Consider the following 20,989-nt stretch of genomic DNA (forward strand, 5'->3'; position numbering starts at 1 on the left):
TGGGGCTAGCCGTCGAGACGTTGACCGGGCGGCAGTTCCTGAGCTGCCACGACCCTCAGCCTGTGTGGTAGTGCGCGCAACGCCTTGTGGACCAACGCCACGGCGTGCACCGACGACGTGACGACAGTTGCGTTCCGCGGATAGTTTGCAGCGACGTCGACGGCGGCCCACTCCGCCGCGGCGAGGGCGGCAGGGTCGTGGGCGCTAAGCAAAGCGGACTCTACGTGTTGCGGAATCCGGGTCGGGTTCGGCATCAGCAGCAGACCGACCCGCCAGGCTTCCTCCGCGAGGCACTTGCGGACGCGGGCAGCGACGATCGCTGGATCACGCTGGGCGTTGGGTACCGTCGTCGGGTCGCGTAGCAGTGGATTCTCCGAGAAGGAGAGCTTCTCCGAGTCGATCCCGGCTGGGCCGATCTCCATCAGGAGCCACAGGATGCGCGCCAGATTGCGAACCGACCGGCCTTCGCGAACGAAGTTCCGGACGCACGCGGTCAGCATGTACTGCCGGGGATAACACTCGAGGAAAGTCGCGCCCATGTCCGGCAGCGCGAAGGCGACTTCCTCGAAGGCGCTCTTGATGTCGTGGTTCCAGACGAACCAGGATGCGTGATGCAGGAGGAAGGCCCTGAGAGGCCTCTCGACGACGTCGTCCCATCCAGCGTCCTCGCCGAGTTCGAACGGGCCGACGCGAACATCGTTCGCGGTGAGGCGAACCTGTCCCGGAGGAACCGCTGCGGGCACCAGTTCGAGGTCGGGGAAGTGCACGCCCTTCTGCGCGAACAATGCCTTGCGCAACGAGATCACGGCGTCCGGCCGGGGGTTTGCCCGGCGCAAGGTGTGCTCCGCGACCTCGAGGCGGAGCCGCGGCGGGCGGGCAGCCAGCTCACGTTCACCGATCTCCTCGGCGGAGACGTCGGGTATTTCCGATTGTTCGATCATCCAAGGGTCGAGGCCGGACGGCGTGCTCGAATCACGCATCACCGAAAAGCCATGGTCGACGAGGTACGCCGATACCGGGTCCGGCTCAGGACCGAGCAAGATCGACAACCGGCGCCGTAGCCGATCATCGACGGTCGCCATGAGCTTGGCAGGATTGGCCTGCAGGGAGGGATCGATGCCGACGGCCACCGGCCTGCCGTCGATGGCGATTTCCAGGCCAGGGCGGTCGGTGGATCGCACCTGGACGTCGAGGTCGTGGTCCAGCATCAACGCAGTCAGTTGCTGGGACAGCAGCTCCTCGAGCCGATTGACGACCAATCCCCAGCCGCCTTCCTTCCCGGGCACGCGAAGCACAACCAGCCGACCCGGTTGAGGTGCCGCCGCCATCTCCGGTGGGATCCGCTCTGTCCGAATGCTCTTCATCGCGTGCACGATGTCCCGGATGAACTCGCTCATGACAGCTCCTCTTCCGCGAGGACCCGAACCCTTGTCGCCTCGGTTGCGAGCATCCGCCAGACGAAGGGGCGAAGCCGGAAGTTGCCGACAGCAATCGCCACCACGCCGGACGTGCTGGACTGGCCGGCGAGCCAGCGGCGGAGGTCTGCCATCAACTCGATGGCCTGGTCCCTCTCCATCGACCATGCCCAGGAATCGGCTGATGCCAGCCCGCGTTCTGCGCGTTGCTCGAGCTCCCTCGGCAGCCGGACCGGGTCGCTGTCCCGCTCACGCCCAAGTCGCTCTGCCCCCAACCGTCGTCGGACCACGCGCAGCGCGTCCATCGGACCATGGCACTGAGGGGATTTCTCCGCTTCTCGCCAGCCGGCCAGGATGGCGTCTCGGTCGATCACCGGTACACGCTCGCGAAGCAGTAGCCTGAGCACGCGCGCCAAGCGGAGTCGTGCGTCCGGTGTCGGTGGTTCGCGACCGTTCTCGAGGGCGCCGGTAGGATCCCAACGCCGCAACCACAACGGGATGTCGTCGACGATCAGCAGGCGGTAGAGCTGAGCCCGAATCGCCTGCTCGCCAACGCTGAGCAGCTCCACGACTGCGGCCGCCGGGTCAGCCGGCAGTTGTCGCTCGGCAACGACCTGGTCATAAAGCAATATGGCGGTCGATGTGCTGCCTGGCGAGTTGGGTTCAACACGGACGCCGGGTAGCTGCACGCCCATCTCTTCGATGAGTTTCGAGCGGAGGCCACCGATCGCCGTGGCCACGTCCTCGTTGTGCCGAAGATGCGCGTGTCCGGCGTCGAGCCGGACTTCGATCGGCGACACGAAGGGAAGCATGTCTGATCCATGGACCGCGTCCCGGCGCAGCCGGTACACGTCGTCGAGTGGCAGACGGTCGATGACCCGGGTGATATCGCGGGTCGCTGCTCGATCGCCGGGCTCTGCGGAGCGCTCGAGCAAGGCCTGACGGTGGCGCCACCAGGACGGCACATCCCTCGCGAAGACCTGAAAAACGTCGTCCAGCACCGATGGGCTGTCCGGTCCCGGGGAGCGGGCAAGCAGCGCGATGTCGGTCGGCAGCCTTCGTCCCGCCAACTCGACTTCCGCGAATGCGAGTCGTCCCGCCAGGTCAGTGCGGATCTGGCTGCCTCCGTCGAGCAGGGGCAGGATGTCCGGCAGTCTGCGCCAGTTCTCGGCAGCCAGGGCGAGATCGTTGGCGTCGTGAACTGCTCGGTCCCCACGATCGAGGATCGCCCGGGCGGCGCGAGCGAGGCCGAGTCGGGCCTCCGGAACATCGTGGCGCCGGCAGAGTCGTTCGTACAGGTCGAGTGCCGTGACAGGGTCGCGGTCGGCCATCGCAGTCCGGGCCCGAGCAGCGATCTCTGCGGGGTCGTCGATGTGGCGGGTACCGGAGCGCAGTGCGGCGATCCGGTCCGCGGCCAGCTCCGTCAGCTCGGTGAGCTCGGGCAGCGACCGCCCACTCGGCAGAGTCTTCCGCAGGGCCTCGAACTCCATGGTGGTCATATGCACGAGTTCATGAGCCGTTGGCGCGGCGATGATGCCACCCCGAAGCGACTCGGTCCCTTCTGCCAGGTCCGCATCATCGCTTCCTCGCATCAGCAACATCTGACCCAGGTCGCGCCGGAAGGACGCATCTCTCGGCGCACGATCGACCAGGTCACGCTGGATTGCGATGGCATCGTCGAGCTCACCGCTTTGGAACGCCGCCCAGGCAGACACTGCTTTGGAGGAGAGCTGCGTGCGGTCCACCCAGGTGGCGCGAGCCTCCGCGCGAGCGCCGGGCAGATCGCCCAGAAGGACCAGACAGCCGGCCCGGAGGTAGGTCAGGCGCTCGTCCTCGCCGTTGAGTGTGCTCAGCGCTTGTTCGTATCGCTCGAGCCTGATCAGGGCCAACGCACGATGTACGACGAGCTCTGTCTGGCCTGGCCAGTCGGTGAGCGCTTTCGTCGCAATATTCAGTGCGGCCTGGTACTGGCCCAGATCGAGGTATGCCCCAGCCTGACGTGCGGCAGTGAAGGGGTGGCCGTAGCCCTGTTGCTGGCCCTGAGCCGCGGTGGCTAGCGCCTGTCGGGGCAGGCCCGCAACACGTAGGAAGGTGGCGAGGAAGCCGTGCGCTGCTTGGTTCTGCGGGTCGAGCAGCAGTGCACGTTCACACAGAAGCGACGGATCTTCTCCGTCGTGTCCCAGCTGCCGCTGGTAGTAGGCGACCAGCGCGGCCGACAGGAGGACCCAGGCCTCGCTGTTTGTTGGGCGCCTGATCTCGAAGCCGGCTGCGAGATGCGTCCCGGCGTCCTGGAGCACGTCGGGACTGACAACCTCATCCACGTCGACCGCATGCTCACGCAGCGCGTCGGCGTACGACCAGTGGTGCTCGGCGACGTCGGGACTGAGCTGGCATGCCTTCTTCAGTAGTGCACGGGCACGACCGGGCGACCCGGATCCGGAGAACGCGACGCCCGCTGCGTAGTAAGCCGCACCTGCCTCCGGGCTTCCCAGCCGCTTCAGAAGCTTCGCTTTCTCGGTCAGTGCCTCCGCTTCGGGTGCGGCCCCGACACCCCGGATGCCTTGGTCAAGGGCTCGCTGAAGCAGGTCCAGTGCGGCGGCTGCGTCGTCGGTGCACTGGGACAGTCGCCACAGCAGATTCCCGGGAACTGGCCGCAGTAATTGCGGCCTGGCAAGGATTACCTGCTCGCTCTGTGCGGTCGGGAGGGCGGAGGCCGCCACCGCCTCGTCATAGAGATCGTTTGCACGGTCGGGGAGATCCTGGGCCATCGCCAGGAGTGCCGCTGCGATGTGGATGTCCGGCGTCGGCTCCTCCGACTTCAGAGGCCTCCGCAACAGTTCCTCGGCAGGTTTGAGATCTCGCTGCTCGATCAGTACTTCGGCTGAGACCGCAAGCGCCAAGCTTTCCAGCCAGGCGACTTTGTCGATCAGCTGGGATCGCGACTGCGCGACTGCCTTCTGAGCCACGCGCCAAGCAGCCTCGTAGTCTGCGAACCAGTAGACAAGGGCGCGCGCCCGGAGGACGGCGAGCTTCACCCACGTGTCCTTGCCGAGTATCTCTGGACCGAAGTCGAGCAACTCGCCAGCCGCGCCGGGCACGTTCCAGATCTCACTGTTGCGCAATGCGGTAGTCAACTTGGCCATCGGGTCGGCCAGTTGTTGCTCGACCTCTCCGCCACCCGGGAGGCCCAGAACCTCGTCACACCGCTCCCACCGCTCTCCGACGACCCCTTGTAGCCACACCGCCGCCCACTGGTGCGTGGCAGATGGGGAGCCGGACTGTTGCCGACGGGTCAGGTCCTCGATTCGCAGGCGCCACCAGATCGGACCGAAAGGTTCTGCGACGGCAGCCTTCTTCTCAGCCGCCTCCACAGTCGCCTCGACGCCGGACAGGACATCGTCGATCTGGCGCAGATCAAGCCGCCAGCGCCCGACGGAACCGCGGATCTGCTCGGTGTTCCGCCGGCGCAACGCGCCGATCATCAGCCGAGTGAGTGGTCGAGCCGGTACCGAGAGGTCCAGTTCCTGCAGTCGCTTGGCTGCCAACGAGAGCGCCGCCTGAGACTCCTCATCCAGTGCGTCGGACATCGCCGGTCACCGCCTTGAGCATGCTGTTGAAGATCCCGAACATGGAGAAGTCGTCCGCGTGTTTCTTCAGTTGCGCTCGGAGGATCCGTTCGAGGTTGAGCTCATTGGACGCGACCTCATCCACCCAGTCGACGAGCCTCTGGCGCTGGTCGGCCGTCAGATCGCTGGTGCGCACGATCTCGATCAACTGCCCTCGGATCGGGCTGTCGAGGGCGAACTCGGGTCCGTTCAGGGGGCCGATCGAGCTCTTCTCCGGCTGACGTACCGGACCGTCCGCACAGCGCAGGTAGAGCACCGGTGCGCCGAACCAACGCATGTTCTGGTCCTTCTTGCGCATCTCGCTGCGCGCGAACTGGACCGACTGGCCGACCGCCTTTCCGCTGGCCAGCTGCTCGTAGAATGTGCGCAGGGGTCCTTGCGCCGCCGCGGCCGCGAGCGGATATTGCATCGCTAGGACGGCGGGAATGCCGCGATCGATGAAGTTCGGCGCGAGTCGCTCGAAATTCTCACTCGGATCACTTTGGTCGCCGGTCCACTCGCAGAGATGGAGCACGACGAGCTTGGTGCCTGCCCGTGAGCCGTTGCTCGCCTCCCGACCGGACAACTCCACGAGTGCATCGATCAGCACGTCCGGCGGCTGCCATGTCGGCGGTTGATCCTCCACGCCATAGAAGATCTTGGCCTTGCCGCGCTCGCCGAGGCAGGCGCCGACGAGGTGGATCACATCGGGCGGCGCGCCGTTCGGGACGCTACCTTCGCTGACCACGGCGGTCCGCGGCGGCCAGTCGTCGATGGCGACCTCGACTTGATCGATGGCTCGTACTCCGTCGATCATGCGAACCACCTTGCGATACTCGTCGCCGAAACCAGCGCCCTCCGGTAAGGCGAGCACAAACCGCACGTTGAGTGGTTTCGCGGTGGGCTCGAGCTCCTGCTGCTCCCCGGTGCGGACAAATCTGCTGAGTACCAGTTCCGACCGCGCCGAGAGGAAGTAGCCATGCGGGCAGAAGAGGAACTCCCAGGGCAAGCCCATCAGGCGCAGGACTTCGGCATCCGCGCCGTCGAAGGAGATCAGCACGCGCAACGTGCGTCCTTTGCGGTCTTGGTCGATAGCCTGCATCAATGCGGGACCTACATGCGTTCCTGCGAGGATCATGTCCCAGAGATGCGTGCCGAGCACCCGGAACGTCCGTGCGGTCAGCAGGCTCTGCCGGCTGCGGTCGAGGCTGGGCTTGTTGGGGTTGGTCATCAGCCGGCCGAGTACGTCCCAGTTGTTCAAGAGGTCCTCGAGCAAGTCGATCGTGTCGTCTCGCAGCTGATCGACTTCAATCGGGTCCGGGTCGATAAGTATGTCTGTTGCCTCAGGCGTTGAATAGATGCCGGCGACCTGAGTGGCCGACACCCTGACCTCAAACTGGTAGCGCCTCATTGCGCCCCTCCTGTTCCGGCCCGGGCAACAGAGGAGCATCGCTGTGCAGATACACCACTGGTACGCCGATAAGACGTACGCTGTTGTCCGTAGTGGCTATGTGCGCTCGCGCCGCTTGGACGGCCACGTCAGGCGGTTGTCGCTGCGCGAGCTCGTGGTAGAACCTCGTGCTGAAGTTGGTTGCGGTCTCGTTGGTCACGGGGTACTGCATCGCGACCACGCAGTGGACGCTGGCCCGGCATAGCTGCGGAGCCACTCCGGCGAATCCCGCCTCATAGTCGGTCGTGCCGCCTTCGCAGGCGTGCAGGACGACGGCACGAGGCGTCCACTCGGGGGTCACCAGCAGGTCCACCACGCCGGAGTCCGGTATCCACGCAGTCTCTCCGTGCGGGGCCGCAAAGGCCAGCCTTCCCTCTCCGCGGTCGGCGTCGAACCTGCCGTGGCCCATGAACTGAACGATGTGCGGTTGCCAGGCAGTGATGATCTCGCGCAACTCTGCTGCGCCGGGACTGTAGACGATCTCGACCTCGAGACCGCAGTCGACTGCGGCGCGATGGATGCCGGCCAGGACCTCGTCGGCGTCTACTCTTCTCTCTGCCTTCGGCTGCGACACGATCGCCAGCAGGCGTGGGTGCCTTATGAAGTCGAGCTCCGGGATCCCCGCCCTGGAAGGGATATAGCGCGAGAGCGTGACCCCGCTTCGGCCTGCCAGGAACCAGCCCTGCTCGTACTGCTTGTCAGGCCGATAGAGGAACTCCCAGGGAATCGAGGCCAGACGCGCGTGCGGAAACGTACCGGGGAACGTCAACGTCAGCCGAACCAGTTGGTATCCCTGGGCTGCTGTGCAGATCCAGTTCCAGAGGTCCGGTGGAAACAGAGCGCGGTGGAGCAGCGCCCCGAAGGTGCGGATCTCCGCCTGGATCCACCGGCGCCCACGTTCTTGCTGCCAGCGCTCGAACAGGCCGATCAGCTGCCGGTCGAGATCCGCGCTACTCAATGGCAACGGCAGCGTTGGGGAGTACGCGTTCTCGCCAACGACTCGCGCCGAGATTCTGCCCTTTTCGTCGACCTCGACCGCGATTCGCCGGGCGTTCATGGCATTTGCCCGGGGCACAGGACGACTCGGACACTCGACTCGTCGTCATTGCGGTAGCGCACCGAGTAGGAATAGGCCGTGCGAAGATCTTCGTCGTTCCAGGGCTCGGTGATGTCGGTGGCGTAGTTGAAGACGAGCTCCGCTCCGTCCGGCGCGCCCTTGACGACGGTTGCGATCGCGGTCGGGTCCGGGTGGCCGAAGTAGCCTCCGTTGCTGGAGATGAGGTAGTACCGCGCCGGGAGCAATCGGATCAGTTCGGCGTTCAGGTTCTTCTCACTGCCATGATGGGGGAGCTTGAACGCCGTCAGTGCAAACGTCCCGTCGTCGCCACCGCGCTCGGCGACGAGTCTGCGGGCCGCCGGGAGCAGCTCGCCGGGCGTCGCGTCGCCGGCCAATAGCACGCGCACGCCTCGGTATTCGGCAAGAATCACTATGCTGCTCGCGTTCGACACGGATCTGTCGGTGCCGGCACGGTCGGCCGCGAGCTCGTCGGGATCAAATGCTTCGGGACCCAGCCAGGTCTCGCCGGGGAGATGAATCCGGCTGCGGCGCTCGAAGGCGGCGAGCACATCGTCCTCGGTATCGAGGGACTTGAGATCCAGCCCTGCGTCTTCGCACACCTCGATCCATTCCGCGGCGAGTCGGTTGAGTGTGCCCGATGTCGGGCCGAGCACTGTCAGCCGGAGCCCGCCCGGCAGGTCTACCTCCGGTAGCGGTCCCTCGTCCGGTGCAACTACGGCCGCTCCGCCGAAGGCCACGTTCCAGGGGATCTGCCGACGCTTGATAATGGCCGCCAGGATCTCTCCGTGAACGGCATCGAGGTAATCACCGAGTTGATCCCAGCTGTTGTGCCAGACGTTGTCGACGATCAGCGGAAGTTCGGCGTCGTTGACGAGCTTGATTGTTCCCTCGACATGGTCGGCGTCGATATGGGTGAGCACCAGGAGGTCCAGTGCGCCTTCCGCGGCGATCTCTTCCATCCTGGCGTGCACATCTTTGTAGGCCCAGGCCGGACCGGCATCGACAAGCATCCGATGCGACCCTGTGGCGCCGTCCCAGGTCAGCAAAATCGCATCCCCATGGCGCGCAGGCAAAAGCTCGACCGTCATCCGGCCGGAACGTGACTCATCCATCCCCTCGGCCCCCCTCGTGGATGATTCCATTGCACAGCGGAATGACAAACTTGTCCACCGCCACTCACCCACCGTATTGACACAGTGCAGGCCTGTTGAATCCCTGTGCGTGGATCCGCAAACGGAGTGCCAAGACCCTGTGGTGCGATCAGGGGGCGAGTCGGGGAAACTTGATCTCGATGTGGGATCCACGCGCAATCTTTCGAGTGTCGTGCAGGGTGGCCCGCGATCCGTAGAGCTTGAGGGTGTCGTCGTCGGGCACGCTCGGCCAGTCGTCGTCGTGGGTCGAGACCAGAGCATGCCGGTCGCGGCCGTCGTCGCTCGCCATCGGCAGCACGTCGTCGATGTGGGCGTCCAATGTGCCGTTGTGGCTGCCGTGATGGGCGACCTTGACGAAGTGGACCGGCCTCAGAACTCCGAGGTCGTGCATCAGTTGCCACGACTTCAGCTCGGCGTCGCCGGGGAACAGCAGGCGCCAGCCGCTCCATTCGATTTCCAGTACGACACTAGTGTTGTTGTTTGCCTTGTCGATCTCCCTGATGTTCTGCCGGATGCCATCGCGGCGGGCACGGACGAGGTCGAAGTACCCGCCGGGATCCACTCCCGGTGGTGGACTCGGTAGCTCTTCAACTGCCGGTGTGGTCGGCGCGCCGTTCATAGCAGCGGCCGCGAGCGAGCTGCCGCGGAGTACGGGCCCGTAGTAGGAAGAGGTGTCCTCCTCTGGAGCGAGGATACGCAAGTGGGCCTCCTCGAAAGGATGCTTCCCCGACAGCTTCGTCGTTCGATCCACATAGTGGGTCTGGGACTCCGGGGCAAGCGTCCGCAGATGGTCGATGTAGTCGGCGGTGGTCAGTGCGAAGCCCCGGTCTGGGGCCAACGAGTTGTTCTTGACCATCATCGCGAGCCAGGCGTCGCTGTCGGCCTGCCGCAGGCGACGCGGGTCCCCGAGTGCGTCAACCAGATTGCGCCGCTTCTTCCGCGCGTTCTCGTGAGTCTCGTAGTAGTCCGGGTGGGCGGACCCGGTGAGCCACGCGTGCTGCGCTGTGAGCTCAACGCCCGCTCTCGATGCGGCGAGCAGTCCCTGGACGTGGTCGAGATGCTCGTGGGTCATCACGTAGAGGCCGACCACTCCGTTGGTCCGGTCGGCGATGTCGCGGACGACGTCGACGAAGACATCGTCTGCGTTTCCCTCACCGGCCAGCAAATTGCCGACATCGATGAGGAGGTGTCTGGTCGTGTCCCGCTCCGGAATCGACACCAGTACTGCGTCCCCGAAGCCGACGTTGTAGGCGCGGACGACGAGCTCATCCATGGCTGGACTCGTCGGACTGGAGCGCGACGCCCCCTAGGACGAGCGCGAGACAGGTGCCGTCCTGCCAAGACAGGCTCACTGTGGCTCCGGTCGGTGCCGGCTGCCGAGCGTCGTCCTCGCTGTCATGGTTCCAAGCGACCTTCAGGATGAGTTCACGCTTCGTGAGCCGCTGACCGTTCTGCTGTCCACCGGTCGCTTTCGTGCTGTCCACGCGCGGCAACACGGTGAACGGCCTGCCCGGCGGCATACCCAATACGTCGCGGTGCGTTTCAACGTACTGGTACGCGGCCCAGTCGCTGTCTCTGATCTCGGGCAGACGGGCGGGTGTCAGGTCGAGGCTGTGCGGGCGCTCGCAATCGAGTTCTGTTGCCGCCGCGACGACTTCTCGGGTGACGAAGTATTGCGCGAACTGCTCCCGAATGGCAGGTGTGTCTGGATAGATGGCCTTGTCCGCAGCGAAGGTTGCCCTCCCGACATCGGCGAAGCTGAGTTCGCCCGGCGGCAGATAGTCGATGCCTCGGAGCAGCAACCGGCGGAAGATGATCTGCGCGCTCGGCAGGGCCTTGTTCGCCGCGCGATCGCTGACGGTGGTGTCCGTCTCGCCGATCGCGGATTTCGCCACCTCAGCATCGAACTGCCTGGTGAAGATCGAGCGCAGGGTGTCGTAAAAGATGCTCGACAGTACGGTGCTCAGCACATGCGGACGCTCGCCGGCCAGTTCGGGCAGCGTACTGTTGTTCGACAGATCCCTCAGTTCGGTGCGCGCGATGCCGCCCGGCCCGGGTGTCGCCCGGCCGAACTCCTCGGCGATGGTGCTGAACGCGTTGGCTCCGCCGAGTGTGTTGTTCGACCGCTTGAGAACCGCCGTACGCAATGCGCCGCTGTCCAAGGCCATCAGTACCGCGACCAGATCCGCGAAGGCCTCGTGGATCGCGAGCGACTGCGCCGTTGAGCAGTCGTACAGCGACGGAACGACGGCGTCCAGCAGGGCGTGCCCGCACTCGTGGGCGACGATGTCGCGGCTGAGAGCCAGGTAGATGGGCTTCTTGCCGGTGGGCGTGAACCAGAAGAACTGCAGACTCCGCGTCGCGCGTTCGTAAAAAGAGTTCTCCCATTCGCCGGCCCGCGGTACAACGAGCAGCTGGTCGCCGTCGAATGCCCACGAGACCTGGCGTCCAAGCGCGTCGGGACCTTCGAACATCCGGATCGTCTGGAAGACGATGCCGAAGGCATTGATCGCGATCGATGCCGGCGACTCGGGATCGCCGTCGTCGGGGTACGAGCCGCGCACGGATCCGGGCTTCGAGGGAACGAACCTCGCGGCAGATGTGAGTGGTTCGCTGGTTCGCGGGTCGAAGTCTACGACCGCGACCCGTCGGCACGCGGGACCGTCGACAAACCGATCGTTCTGCTCTTCCGGGATCTTCAGTTCCTTCGTCTCCCGCGCGAGGTCCGCGCCGGAGCCCTTGACCTCGTCCGCGGTGAGCGCCCGGTCCTGGACGAGCAACTGAACTTTCGCCATTGGGCCAGCCATGGTCGCCCCCTCTATTGACACAGCGCGCGTTGGCTATCGGCCCGGCGGATTGTCCGGATACGGCCAACTCTCGGCAGGCAGCTCATGGTCGACGTACGCCAGAAGGCCGGCGTCGGCCGCCGCGAAGCCCCAGTTGATGAGCATCTCCTGTTGCTCGTCGGGCATGTCGGTCAGTCGTGTGCTGATGCTCGCCAGTTGCGTGGTGATCGCGGGATCGACCTTCATGTACGGCCGTTTGGTTGCCAACGGCCAATTCCGGAAGTCGCTGACCGTGCTGATGAAGAATCCGTTGTGTAGGTCGTCCGAACTCTTGAAGGCGCTGACGACCGCGCTTCGCCGCAGCGACCTCACCTGGGAGTCGATGATGTTCAGCACCCGGACGATGCCGCGTGCCCAGTCGCGTCCTGGTTCGTCGTCTGCAGCGAGATGCCCGCTCGCGTCGCTGATGTAGACGGTCTGGTATCGCTTCCAGACCGCCTCGATCCCGAGGTTGTCGTAGACGCCCCCGTCGCTGAGCAGGATGTCGGACCGGTAGCCGGGAGTCGTGTACACGTTGCCCTTGACGGTCTCCCAGCGTGCCTGCGACAGGTCGAGCTCGAAGGGGGAGAGGAACGGCGGAAACGCCGACGATGCGGCCACGGCCTCGGCCAGCAGGATGTCAGGCTCGGCGACCCGTCCGACCTTGTAGTCGGCCACGTACGGCCGGCTGAAGCGCATCAGTACACCGGACTCCAGGTTTGTGGCGTTGATGATGAAGCGCGGTCCGGATTCTGGTGGCAGGCTCTGCAGTGTCGCGTTGCCGTACAGGTGCTTCTTCAGCTTGCCGATCACCCGGTCGGAGATCGAGACGAAGGGGAGGGCCGCACCTGCGGCCACCGCCGGTAGATCGACCTTGGTGTGGGCGAAGGCCCGCAGCGGCTCGGTGATGTGCTCGTCGAAGTCGGTCGCGACGTCCTTGTCGTCGAAGGTCAGATCGTCCCATCGAAGTCCGAGCAATCCCGCGGTGATGGATCCGCCGGAGACGCTGGAAACCCTCTTCAGCTGCCGAAGTTGCCCGGCAAGGTTCAATCGCTTCAGTACGCCGACGTGGAACAACATCGCGCGGAAGCCGCCGCCGGACAGACACAGGCCGATGCCCTGCTGCGGTTCCTCGTGAGTGTCGTCCGGACCTGGACGCACCGGGCTGGAGGGCGCGAACTCCTCGCCGTCCGCGCTACGGACTGGAATATCTGTCATTTCTGATCCCCCCAAGGGCGCAGATGCTGTGGTGCTCATCGCGCGACCCCGCCGTCTTCTTCCACGAACTCGATATCGGCCGCCGGCGTCGATGGGGAGGTTCTGGAGCTGGTGCTCACTCGTGGGAATCCCCTGTCAGGCAGCACGCCGAAGCGCCCTGCCGAGCATCCACGCCCGTCGAATACCCACCCCTGTAACCCGGAGTACTCCTCCAAATCACCGAAGTCAACCAACAGATGCGCATGAAACGAGTGCATGAAATAGACCAACTTTTGTGCGCATCGACAACCGCCTCCGAACCATACGAGCAGCGGGTCGCAGAGTACGGCGGCAGTGGACTCCTCAAGGTCGTTGATGAGTTCGAGGTGCCAATCGGTGCGTGTTCACTGTCGAGCCGCTGGTCCGTCCGAGTGGCTTGGTGCAGCCGAGCGAAGGGAAGTCGCGCAGGCCGACCTTCGGAGCGGCGCGACACGCCGGGCCGCCGGGTTGGAAACCAGATGCTCAGTTTTGCGAGGCTTTGAGCTCCCGCGGTGCTTGTTGACCCAGGTGGCGAACGACTCCAGGTCCGGGTTCAGCTCGCGGACCTCTGCGAGGTTGCAGTCGCCCTCTTGGCCCTGGCTAATCATCGGCTACCGCCGAGGGTTGCGGCTGGTGCCGCCGGTGAGTATTTGGCGATCGCTCGTACATAAGCGGTATGCCTGCGTGGACTGTGGGGATCGGACGAGATGTACGTTCGCGGTCCGGCCAACTCGTGGAAGGCATCGGATGGGCGATTCAGAGCCGATGTTCCTCCGACCGCTCGCGTTGCCGGACGTGGCGACCTATGTCTCGTGGGGCTTCGACCGGCAGTTCTGCGAGCACGCCGGGTGGACGGTGGACCTGCCGGCAGCTGCCCTTGAGGCGCACTGGCGGGCATTGGTCCAGGCGCCGAAGCCGGACCACCTCCGTCGCGCGGCTGTTCGGGGACGAGATCGTCGGCTACGTCGACCTGGCCGGCGCGGCGCCGGATCGGCGGGAGCTTGGCTATGCCATCGGGCCTTCCGACAGCTGGGGGCGTGGGCTGGGTGGAATCGCTGCGAAACTCGGGCTCGACTGGGGATTTCACGAGCTGGGGCTGGACGAGATCTGGGCCGAGGCGGTCGATGCGAATCAGGCGTCGGTGCGCATCCTGCAGTCGCTCGGGATGACCGAGACCGGCCGAGGACAATACGAGCTCTTCCTCGCTGCGGCGACCTACTACCGGTGCTTCTCGATCACGCGGGGTTGGTGGCGATCGTGGTGACCAGGGTTGCGGCGCGGGTTACCAGTTCGGTGCGGCTTTTGGCGCCGGCGTGGATTTGCATGGCGACGCCGTCGAGGACGGATGTGATCAGGCGGGCGCGCATCCGGATCTCCTGGTCGGGCAGGCCTGGGGTGACGCGGCGGATGAGGACGCCGAGTTCGCGGTAGAACGCCTCGTAGATCTCGTGGTTGAGGAGGCGGAAACGCTCGTGGTGGTACGCGAGTAACGACATTGTGCCGAACACGGCGCCGGCTCCGGTGGTCCAGTTCCGCACCAGGGCCCGGGCGGAGGCGGTCAGGCCGTCGATCGTAGTCGCCCGGCGTACGGCGGCGAGGTCGTGCTCGAACTCGGCGCGGATCACGGCCTCGAGCAGGTCGTCGCGGGTCGCGAAGTAGTACTGCAGGTTTCCCAGCTTCATCCCGGCCTTCGCCGCGACCCGCCGCAGGACGAACTGGTCGAACCCGTCCTCGACCAGCAGCTCCCGCGCGACGGCGAGTACGGCGTCCCGCCGGGCCGCGCCGCGGTCGCTGAACGAAGTCGTCACGCCCGCACCTTATCGCCGTCTAGGTCGTTGACCTACAATTAGGTCAACGACCTAGAACAGGAAGGTATTCGGATGCCAGACCGTATGACCCGGGCCGAGCGGGAGGCCTTTCTCACCGACGTACGTGTCGGGGTGCTTGCCGTCACGTCGGACGATCCGGAGCGTGCTCCGGTCAGCGCGCCGGTGTGGTACGACTACTCGCCGGAGATCGGCGTGACCGTGATCATGAACGCGAAGTCCCGCAAGGGCGTCGCGATCGAGGCCGGCCGGCGGTTCGTGCTCGTCGTCCAGTCGGAGGCGACGCCGTACCGCTATGTGACCGTGGAGGGGCCGGTCACCGAGATCCGAAAGCCCGACACCGTGAAGGATCTCCTGCCGCTCGCGATCCGGTACCTGGGCGACGACTTCGGCACGACGTACACGAAGGAGTGGGAGGAGGCCGGCGGACCGGAGACCGACCTCGTGTACGTGATGCGGCCGCAGCAGTGGAACACGGCGGACTTCACCCGCGACTTCGCCTGAGCGGTCGCGTCAGCCGTCGGCGTACTACGGTGTGCGTCGAGCGGCGAGGCGTCGGAGGTTCACGGGGTGGCGGATGTGTTCGCCGGGCGGTTCGAGCTTCTCGACCCGATCGGGGTCGGTGGGGCCGGGACGGTGTGGCGGCGGCTCGGTGGAGACCCTGGTGGCGGACTTCGGGCCGCTGCCGCCGCGGTACGCCGCCGAGCTGCTCCGGCAGTTGCTCGGCGCACTCGACACGATCCACACAGCGGGCGTCCTGCATCGCGACGTCAAGCCCGCGAACCTCCTGCTCGAGGCGACCGGCACCGCGCGGCCGGTACTGCGGCTGACCGAGCCGCGCCTGACCATCCACGGAACAGTCGTCGGCACCCCCGGCTACCTGGCTCCCGAGGCGCTCGCCGGGGCCACGCCCGCGCCGAGCCAGGACCTGTACGCCGCGGGCGTGACCGCCTGGCAACTCCTGACCGGATCCGAACCTCCCGAACGCGGCACCCTCCCGGCCCGTCCTCTCGATGCCGTCGACCCGATCTGGGACCTGGTCACCCATCTCACCCAACCCGACCCCCGCCGACCGCCCCCACTCCGCAGCCGAAGCCCTCGAATCTCTCGCACCCTCCTCGCCGAGCGGTGGCGCGGGGAGTGGCGGGCCGGGATACGTCGGCGAGGCGAGCGGTGCGCGGAGGCCGGGTCGATGAGCGCATCGTCACGCACGCCCCGAGCTCACCGGCCGGCGAGCCCGGTCGGTTCGCTCACGAGGCCTGCGACGCTGGGAGCACCTGGCCTGGGCGGCCCGGACCGCGGCGGCCTGACTACCCGGCCGCGGCCCGCAGCAACTTCTCCGGCCAGGCAGGATCGGTGACCGTGGCGATGGGGTAGCCGGACGCCCACGGTCCTTCCCAGTGGACCTCGATCCCAGGGTTGTGGGCATCGGTGCCGTCCGGAAGGAAGAGGTGCGGGCTGCCCTGCACGGCGTCGGTGACCGCGACGGCGTGGTCGTCCATCACCGCCGACCGGGACCGACCGCTGTCGAGCGCCGCGGCCAGTTCGCCGGCGTCGACGGACTCGACCTCGGCCGCGATGTCGAGGATCGTCCGGCGGTGATCGATCGGCCGCGAGTCGAACCAGAAGGCCCGGCGGACGGCGGCGTCGAGGTCCTCGGAGGCCTGCAGGCCTTGGGTTTTGGCGGCCTGGACGGCCTCGGCGGCGAGCAGCACCGTCGACGGGTACGTCCAGTCGGGCTGCGTCCACAGCCGGAACCCGATCTCGGGAGCGAGTTGCCCGAGCCCGACCGCCTCGCTGTCGGTCCCGGGCCGGGAGTGCGGACCGTTGAACAGTTCGAGGGCGAACGTGTGGTGGTCCAGCCGGACCGCGCCGTCCATCCCGAGCTGGGCCCGGGTCGTCCGGAGCCGGTGGATCGCCACGTGCGCGAACGGGCACAGCAGATCCGACCACACCTGGATCGTCCCGGCGGTGACGTTCACTCGTCCTCCTCGTGGTCGGCCCCGGTCGGGTTGCTCGTGAAATGCTCCGGCTTGATCAGCACCGCCGTACGCCGGTCCGCCACCATCTCCCGGTCGTACGCGTCCAGATCCGGATGCACGCCGCCCGCGGCGTGGTAGATGTCCCGCAGCAACACCCGCAACCGCTCCGAGTCGATACCCTCCAGCGGATCGTCCGGACCGGCCAGCTCGACCGCTCCCTGCACGCCGATCCACTCCCAGTCCGCGCGGAACACCAGCGTCGCGGTCGGCGTCCGCCGCAGGTGCGCGAGCTTCGCGGTCCGCCCGCGCGCGACGAACGCGACGACCGGCTCGCCGGTGAGCGGATGGTCGAGGACCCCGGCGTTCACCACCGAGGCGGCCGGCTCGCCGGAGCGCCGCTGGGTGATCGCGACGGCCAGGAAGTGATCCCGGCGGCCGAGTTCGTTGATGCGGGCCAGTCCCGCGGTGGTCTCCATACCGTCGACACTAACGGACCGTGGTCCGGTTATCAATCGCGAGGCCAGAGCAGCGGCTGGATCGCCGGGTCGGTGTAGTCCGGGTCGGGGTTGTGGCGGACGAGCGTGTCGTTCGGGTGGCTGGCGCCCGCCCGCCGGCGGTTGTCGGCCGGCTGGAGGTGGATGGCCAGCGAGCGGCGTGGCGCCGCGCTCAGGTTGCCGGAGCTGCCGTGCACCGTCCGGCAGTGGTGGAAGCTGACCTGCCCGCGACGCATCCGCGGTACGACGGGCGTCGGGTCGTACCCCTGCGCGACGATCGACGCCTCGAGCCCGGCCGCGTCCTGCGAGAAGAAGTCCAGCCCGGTCACGGACCACCGATGGCTGCCGGGCAGGAACGCGACCGCGCCGTTCACCTCGTCGACGTCGTGGAACCCGACCCACGCGGTGAGCATCTCGTCCGACGTGCACGACTGCCAGTACTGCCGGTCGGTGTGCCACCCGACCTGCGCCGCCGATCCGCCCGGCGGCTTGTACAGCAACTGGTCGTGCCACAGCCGGATCCCAGCCGCGCCGGACAGTGCGGCCGCCGTCGCCGCGATCGCCGGATGGTGGACCAGCGCGGCCAGTTCGTCCACCCGCAGGGACGAGTAGTCGTTCTTCCGCAGTACGTCGCCGTCCTCGGGCTGCCACCCCCGCGTCGCCGGTACGTCGGGCAGCGCGTGATCGTGGTCGCCGGCGTAGAACCGCTCCATCCCGCGCTCGGCCGCGTCCAGTACGTCGGAAGGCACGATCACCGGCGAGATCCAGTACCCGTGCTCGCGGTAGAAGGCAATGTCGTCAGCATCCATGACGATCAAACTAGAAACCGACCGGCCCTGCCGGCGTTGCCGATGTTCAGGCAACTGGACACAATCCTCAGGTGTCTCTGTACCGACCCAGTGGGCTGCGCGCGGGCTTCCACGCCGACGGATTCGCGCCCGGCAGCGGCCTGCTGCACGCGGGCGAGCAGTGGGTGCCCGAGCAGTTCTTGATCGAGTCTCACGAGCATCCCGTCTGGGAGATCTACCTTCAGCAGCACGGCACCACGCACTGGGTTGCGGGCGGCGAGAGCTACGCGCTGCGGCCGGGACACCTGTTCGCCGTACCGCCCCAGGTCACGCATCACCTCGCGGGCCGGTCCGGGAACCACCACTTCTACTTCGCGGCCGTGGATCTGGACGTCGTCGCGGAACGTCACCCAGGCCTCGAGCGGCCGCGAGCCGTTGTCCATCGCGAAGCCGGCGATGTCGCCTACGCCTTCGCGCAACTGGTCCGGGAGCTCACCACACGCTACGAGTACGCCGAGACCGGACTCACGCTGGCCGTCGATCACCTGGTCCTCGCGGTCTCGCGGTCCCTGGCGCCGACCGCTGGACCGCAGCTCGCGATGCATCCCGCCGTACGAACGGTGAAACGCCTGCTGGACCAGGAGTTCCACGAGCGCTGGACACTCAAGGAGCTGGCGGACCGTGCCGGGCTCGCCCCGGCGTACCTCGCCGAGCTGTTCACCGGCGAGCTCGGCCAGCCACCGCACCGCTATCTCAACGAGCGCCGTGTCGACCGCGCCCGCCAGCTCCTCGAATCCAGTGACATCACCATCACCGCGCTCGCGCTGAGCCTCGGCTTCAGCTCCAGCCAGCACTTCGCGCGCGTGTTCCGTCAGTTGACCGGCGCCACGCCGACCTCGGTCAGATCGTCACGATCGCGGTGACGCCGAGCGCGACGCCGACCAGATAGGTGCCCAGGGCACCGATATCGCGGAGCGGGCCGTGGGACGCGAGCGAGGCGGAGCGCAGCATGCCGAGCGCGTGCGTGAACCGGACGACGACGGCCGCGACCGCGAGGACGTCGATCAGCCGGCTGTCGGACAACGCCGAACAGACCAGCAACAGCACGATCATGGTCGGGATGTACTCGGCCGCGTTGCCGTGCGCGCGGACCGCGATCAGCAGCGGGTCGGCCGGATCGGTCGGCTGCTGGTTGCCGCCGCCGCGGAGCGCGCGGTTGCGGGTGACGTTGGCGCCGAGCAGGAACAACAGGATGCCGAGCAGGGCGATGCAGACAACAGTGGTCGTGCTCATACGAGTGCTCCTTCGAACAGGCTGCTGACGATGGTGTGACTGAGCCGGGTCCCGAGCAGGGCGTCGGTCTTGTGCATGCCGCCGGGACAGGTGACGTTGACCTCGATCAGCCGGCCGTCGATCACGTCGAGACCGGCGATCACCAGGCCGTGCGCGCGGAGCACCGGGCCGAGGGCGCCGACGATCGCCCGGTCGTGGTCGTCGACGTCCGCGGGCGCGACCGGCGGGCCGATCCGGAAGTCGTCGACGGCCGGGCGCCGCAGGACCGCGCCGGCGATCTCGCCGTCCAGCAGGAACAGCCGCTTGTTGCCCTCCGCAACGGTCGGCAGGTACTGCTGGGCGATCACGTGCCGTCGGCCGCCGTCGGTCGCCGACTCCAGCAACGCGGCGGCGCTCCGGTCGTCGCGCACCAGCCAGACGCCGATCCCCGCGAACCCGTCCACCGGCTTGACGACCGCCGTACCGACGCCGCTCACGAACGACCGCAGTGCGCGCGGATCGGCGCCGACGTACGTCGGCGGGCACAGCTCGGGGAACTGCAGCGCGACGAGCTTCTCGTGCATCGCCCGGATCCCCGCCGGCCGGTTGACGACGCGCGTCCCGGCGCGTTCGACGAGGTCCAGCAGGTACGTCGTGTGCAGGTATCGCGCGTCGACTGGCGGATCGATCCGCAGATGCACCACCTCGAACGACGCGACGTCGACGACCGCGGCGCCGAGGTCGTCGAACCAGGTCGCGTCCACGATCCACCGGTGATCGCCACCGGCCAGCCGCGGACGCAGCCGGATCCGTCGCGCCCGGGCGCAGACCCGGCCCTCGACGACTGCGAGCTCCTCCGGGCCGCAGCACCAGACATCGAGCCCCAGGTCCTGGGTCGCGCTCATCAGCCCGATGCCGGCGTCGATGTCACTGTGCAGTCCGGCCAACGGGTCGGTCACGAACAGCACGCCGGTCATGCCGCCACCTCCTGATCCAGATCGCCGGCCGCTGCCGCGCTCCACAGCCCGGCCGGCAGCCGACGCAGCACGTCGCGGCGGCGTACGTCGTCGTACATGAGGTCCTGCAGCACCGCGATCGCCCGCTCGACGTCCTCGGGCGGCAGGGCATCGAGGAAGCGCACCTCGAGGTACGTCCCGCGCGGCCGGACCGGCGGGAACAGCGTGCTCAGATGCCCGGCCGGTCCGTCGACGAAGACCGTGGCGCCCGCCGCGAAGGCCGTGTACGACGCGACCGGATCGCCGTGCAGCAACCTGTCGTCGAAGGCGGTCCGCGCCGGATCGACCTCCAGCCAGGTGGCCAGCCGGTCGCTGCGGTTGAAGCGCGCGGCGAGGTACGGCCCGGCCAGGTTGAGCACCCGCCACTGCTCGATCCCTGCCTGCCCCGGCCACCAGTCCACGCAGATCTGCGTGGACGCGGTGCGGCGCATCATCCGCCGGCCGGCCGGTCCGATGCGGTCGAAGTGCCGCTGCATCGCCAGGTAACGCGGCGACGTCAACTGCAGCGGCACGTCCGGCCGCGGGTCGACCGGGATCGGCCGGAGTGAGATCCCGGCCAGCCGGGTTTCGAGATCGGCGGTCAGCACGCGCAGGTCGTGCACCGGTTCGCGCGACGGCGGCAGGCTGAGCTCGAGTTGCCCGCCGGGCTCGAAGCTGACGTACGGCGCGGCAGCCGACCCCGCCACGGCCCGCCGTACCTCCTCGATCGGCACCACGCCGCCGTCCACCGCGGCCACGACGTACTCCTGCTCGATCGCGACCCGCACCGACCGCCGGCGCCCCCGCGCGAACAGACCGGCCACCTCCGGGTGAAGCTCCCTGGCCTCCATCGGCCCTCCCTGATACCGTAA

19 protein-coding genes are annotated in these 20,989 nt (G+C 67.1%); 4 read left to right on the forward strand and 15 right to left on the reverse strand.

Annotated features, from left to right (window positions below):
* Positions 1 to 5 precede the first annotated feature (5 nt).
* The 8 genes from AB0L64_RS13620 to AB0L64_RS13655 all read right to left on the reverse strand — a co-directional run bounded on the left by AB0L64_RS13620 (position 6) and on the right by AB0L64_RS13655 (position 12,742).
* Positions 6 to 1,397: a hypothetical protein gene (locus tag AB0L64_RS13620; protein WP_363710447.1), complete on the reverse strand. Its 1,392-nt coding sequence runs from the start codon at positions 1,395 to 1,397 to the stop codon at positions 6 to 8.
* Positions 1,394 to 5,002: a tetratricopeptide repeat protein gene (locus AB0L64_RS13625; RefSeq protein ID WP_363710448.1), complete on the reverse strand. Its 3,609-nt coding sequence runs from the start codon at positions 5,000 to 5,002 to the stop codon at positions 1,394 to 1,396. The genes AB0L64_RS13620 and AB0L64_RS13625 overlap by 4 nt, the downstream gene beginning before the upstream one ends.
* Positions 4,983 to 6,431 (reverse strand): CHAT domain-containing protein, encoded by a 1,449-nt coding sequence (locus tag AB0L64_RS13630; protein ID WP_363710449.1) that lies wholly within the window; start codon positions 6,429 to 6,431, stop codon positions 4,983 to 4,985. Before AB0L64_RS13630 ends, AB0L64_RS13625 begins: the two co-directional genes overlap by 20 nt.
* A complete protein-coding gene (locus tag AB0L64_RS13635; protein WP_363710450.1) occupies positions 6,412 to 7,527 on the reverse strand; it encodes a CHAT domain-containing protein in 1,116 nt (371 codons plus the stop codon). Before AB0L64_RS13635 ends, AB0L64_RS13630 begins: the two co-directional genes overlap by 20 nt.
* The gene (locus AB0L64_RS13640) at positions 7,524 to 8,636 is read right to left on the reverse strand and encodes an MBL fold metallo-hydrolase (RefSeq protein WP_363710451.1); all 1,113 of its coding nucleotides are present in this window, start codon (positions 8,634 to 8,636) and stop codon (positions 7,524 to 7,526) included. The genes AB0L64_RS13635 and AB0L64_RS13640 overlap by 4 nt, the downstream gene beginning before the upstream one ends.
* Before the next feature lie 172 nt (positions 8,637 to 8,808).
* Positions 8,809 to 9,972 (reverse strand): hypothetical protein, encoded by a 1,164-nt coding sequence (locus AB0L64_RS13645; RefSeq protein WP_363710452.1) that lies wholly within the window; start codon positions 9,970 to 9,972, stop codon positions 8,809 to 8,811.
* Positions 9,965 to 11,494 (reverse strand): hypothetical protein, encoded by a 1,530-nt coding sequence (locus tag AB0L64_RS13650; RefSeq protein ID WP_363710453.1) that lies wholly within the window; start codon positions 11,492 to 11,494, stop codon positions 9,965 to 9,967. The genes AB0L64_RS13645 and AB0L64_RS13650 overlap by 8 nt, the downstream gene beginning before the upstream one ends.
* 45 nt (positions 11,495 to 11,539) lie before the next feature.
* On the reverse strand, positions 11,540 to 12,742 hold the full coding sequence (locus AB0L64_RS13655; RefSeq protein ID WP_363710454.1) for a patatin-like phospholipase family protein: 1,203 nt from the start codon (positions 12,740 to 12,742) through the stop codon (positions 11,540 to 11,542).
* An 895-nt stretch (positions 12,743 to 13,637) separates the two neighbouring features.
* Here AB0L64_RS13655 and AB0L64_RS13660 point away from each other — a divergent pair.
* Positions 13,638 to 14,024: a GNAT family N-acetyltransferase gene (locus tag AB0L64_RS13660; RefSeq protein ID WP_363710455.1), complete on the forward strand. Its 387-nt coding sequence runs from the start codon at positions 13,638 to 13,640 to the stop codon at positions 14,022 to 14,024.
* On the opposite strand, the gene AB0L64_RS13665 is transcribed toward AB0L64_RS13660, so the two are convergent.
* Positions 13,996 to 14,568 (reverse strand): TetR family transcriptional regulator, encoded by a 573-nt coding sequence (locus tag AB0L64_RS13665; RefSeq protein ID WP_363710456.1) that lies wholly within the window; start codon positions 14,566 to 14,568, stop codon positions 13,996 to 13,998. The genes AB0L64_RS13660 and AB0L64_RS13665 overlap by 29 nt on opposite strands.
* Before the next feature lie 72 nt (positions 14,569 to 14,640).
* Between AB0L64_RS13665 and AB0L64_RS13670 the strand changes: the two genes are divergently transcribed.
* Positions 14,641 to 15,090 carry a pyridoxamine 5'-phosphate oxidase family protein gene (locus AB0L64_RS13670; protein WP_363710457.1) on the forward strand — a complete coding sequence of 150 codons (450 nt, stop codon included), beginning with the start codon at positions 14,641 to 14,643 and terminating at the stop codon, positions 15,088 to 15,090.
* Between the two features lie 73 nt (positions 15,091 to 15,163).
* Positions 15,164 to 15,946 carry a hypothetical protein gene (locus tag AB0L64_RS13675; protein WP_363710458.1) on the forward strand — a complete coding sequence of 261 codons (783 nt, stop codon included), beginning with the start codon at positions 15,164 to 15,166 and terminating at the stop codon, positions 15,944 to 15,946.
* Here the strand turns inward: AB0L64_RS13675 and AB0L64_RS13680 are convergent.
* The 3 genes from AB0L64_RS13680 to AB0L64_RS13690 are packed head-to-tail and all read right to left on the reverse strand — an operon-like array spanning position 15,897 to position 17,871.
* Entirely contained in the window at positions 15,897 to 16,568 is a 672-nt protein-coding gene (locus tag AB0L64_RS13680) for a DsbA family protein (RefSeq protein WP_363710459.1), read from the reverse strand. The two genes, AB0L64_RS13675 and AB0L64_RS13680, sit on opposite strands and share 50 nt — an antisense overlap.
* Positions 16,565 to 17,044 carry a pyridoxamine 5'-phosphate oxidase gene (locus tag AB0L64_RS13685; RefSeq protein WP_363710460.1) on the reverse strand — a complete coding sequence of 160 codons (480 nt, stop codon included), beginning with the start codon at positions 17,042 to 17,044 and terminating at the stop codon, positions 16,565 to 16,567. Before AB0L64_RS13685 ends, AB0L64_RS13680 begins: the two co-directional genes overlap by 4 nt.
* Positions 17,045 to 17,076: 32 nt before the next feature.
* Positions 17,077 to 17,871 (reverse strand): phytanoyl-CoA dioxygenase family protein, encoded by a 795-nt coding sequence (locus tag AB0L64_RS13690; protein WP_363710461.1) that lies wholly within the window; start codon positions 17,869 to 17,871, stop codon positions 17,077 to 17,079.
* Positions 17,872 to 17,942: 71 nt separating this feature from the next.
* On the opposite strand from AB0L64_RS13690, the gene AB0L64_RS13695 reads away from it, so the two are divergent.
* Positions 17,943 to 18,773 carry an AraC family transcriptional regulator gene (locus AB0L64_RS13695; RefSeq protein ID WP_363710462.1) on the forward strand — a complete coding sequence of 277 codons (831 nt, stop codon included), beginning with the start codon at positions 17,943 to 17,945 and terminating at the stop codon, positions 18,771 to 18,773.
* On the opposite strand, the gene AB0L64_RS13700 is transcribed toward AB0L64_RS13695, so the two are convergent.
* From AB0L64_RS13700 to AB0L64_RS13710, 3 genes are read right to left on the reverse strand one after another with little or no spacing between them, the layout of a single operon-like run.
* On the reverse strand, positions 18,751 to 19,143 hold the full coding sequence (locus AB0L64_RS13700) for an MAPEG family protein (RefSeq protein ID WP_359935202.1): 393 nt from the start codon (positions 19,141 to 19,143) through the stop codon (positions 18,751 to 18,753). The genes AB0L64_RS13695 and AB0L64_RS13700 overlap by 23 nt on opposite strands.
* On the reverse strand, positions 19,140 to 20,099 hold the full coding sequence (locus tag AB0L64_RS13705; protein ID WP_363710463.1) for a hypothetical protein: 960 nt from the start codon (positions 20,097 to 20,099) through the stop codon (positions 19,140 to 19,142). The genes AB0L64_RS13700 and AB0L64_RS13705 overlap by 4 nt, the downstream gene beginning before the upstream one ends.
* Positions 20,096 to 20,968, reverse strand: coding sequence for a glutamate-cysteine ligase family protein (locus AB0L64_RS13710; protein WP_363710464.1), 873 nt, complete (start codon positions 20,966 to 20,968; stop codon positions 20,096 to 20,098). The genes AB0L64_RS13705 and AB0L64_RS13710 overlap by 4 nt, the downstream gene beginning before the upstream one ends.
* Positions 20,969 to 20,989: the final 21 nt, after the last annotated feature.

It is taken from the genome of Kribbella sp. NPDC051936, assembly GCF_040680955.1.
GTDB lineage: Bacteria > Actinomycetota > Actinomycetes > Propionibacteriales > Kribbellaceae > Kribbella.

What these genes read in the sequence shown, in the direction of transcription:
- AB0L64_RS13620 (WP_363710447.1), bottom strand. Translation starts at nt 1,397, where the DNA reads ATGAGCGAGTTCATCCGGGACATCGTGCACGCGATGAAGAGCATTCGG.
- AB0L64_RS13625 (WP_363710448.1), bottom strand. Translation starts at nt 5,002, where the DNA reads ATGTCCGACGCACTGGATGAGGAGTCTCAGGCGGCGCTCTCGTTGGCA.
- AB0L64_RS13630 (WP_363710449.1), bottom strand. Translation starts at nt 6,431, where the DNA reads ATGAGGCGCTACCAGTTTGAGGTCAGGGTGTCGGCCACTCAGGTCGCC.
- AB0L64_RS13635 (WP_363710450.1), bottom strand. Translation starts at nt 7,527, where the DNA reads ATGAACGCCCGGCGAATCGCGGTCGAGGTCGACGAAAAGGGCAGAATC.
- AB0L64_RS13640 (WP_363710451.1), bottom strand. Translation starts at nt 8,636, where the DNA reads ATGACGGTCGAGCTTTTGCCTGCGCGCCATGGGGATGCGATTTTGCTG.
- AB0L64_RS13645 (WP_363710452.1), bottom strand. Translation starts at nt 9,972, where the DNA reads ATGGATGAGCTCGTCGTCCGCGCCTACAACGTCGGCTTCGGGGACGCA.
- AB0L64_RS13650 (WP_363710453.1), bottom strand. Translation starts at nt 11,494, where the DNA reads ATGGCGAAAGTTCAGTTGCTCGTCCAGGACCGGGCGCTCACCGCGGAC.
- AB0L64_RS13655 (WP_363710454.1), bottom strand. Translation starts at nt 12,742, where the DNA reads ATGACAGATATTCCAGTCCGTAGCGCGGACGGCGAGGAGTTCGCGCCC.
- AB0L64_RS13670 (WP_363710457.1), top strand. Translation starts at nt 14,641, where the DNA reads ATGCCAGACCGTATGACCCGGGCCGAGCGGGAGGCCTTTCTCACCGAC.
- AB0L64_RS13675 (WP_363710458.1), top strand. Translation starts at nt 15,164, where the DNA reads ATGTGTTCGCCGGGCGGTTCGAGCTTCTCGACCCGATCGGGGTCGGTG.
- AB0L64_RS13685 (WP_363710460.1), bottom strand. Translation starts at nt 17,044, where the DNA reads ATGGAGACCACCGCGGGACTGGCCCGCATCAACGAACTCGGCCGCCGG.
- AB0L64_RS13690 (WP_363710461.1), bottom strand. Translation starts at nt 17,871, where the DNA reads ATGGATGCTGACGACATTGCCTTCTACCGCGAGCACGGGTACTGGATC.
- AB0L64_RS13700 (WP_359935202.1), bottom strand. Translation starts at nt 19,143, where the DNA reads ATGAGCACGACCACTGTTGTCTGCATCGCCCTGCTCGGCATCCTGTTG.
- AB0L64_RS13705 (WP_363710463.1), bottom strand. Translation starts at nt 20,099, where the DNA reads ATGACCGGCGTGCTGTTCGTGACCGACCCGTTGGCCGGACTGCACAGT.
- AB0L64_RS13710 (WP_363710464.1), bottom strand. Translation starts at nt 20,968, where the DNA reads ATGGAGGCCAGGGAGCTTCACCCGGAGGTGGCCGGTCTGTTCGCGCGG.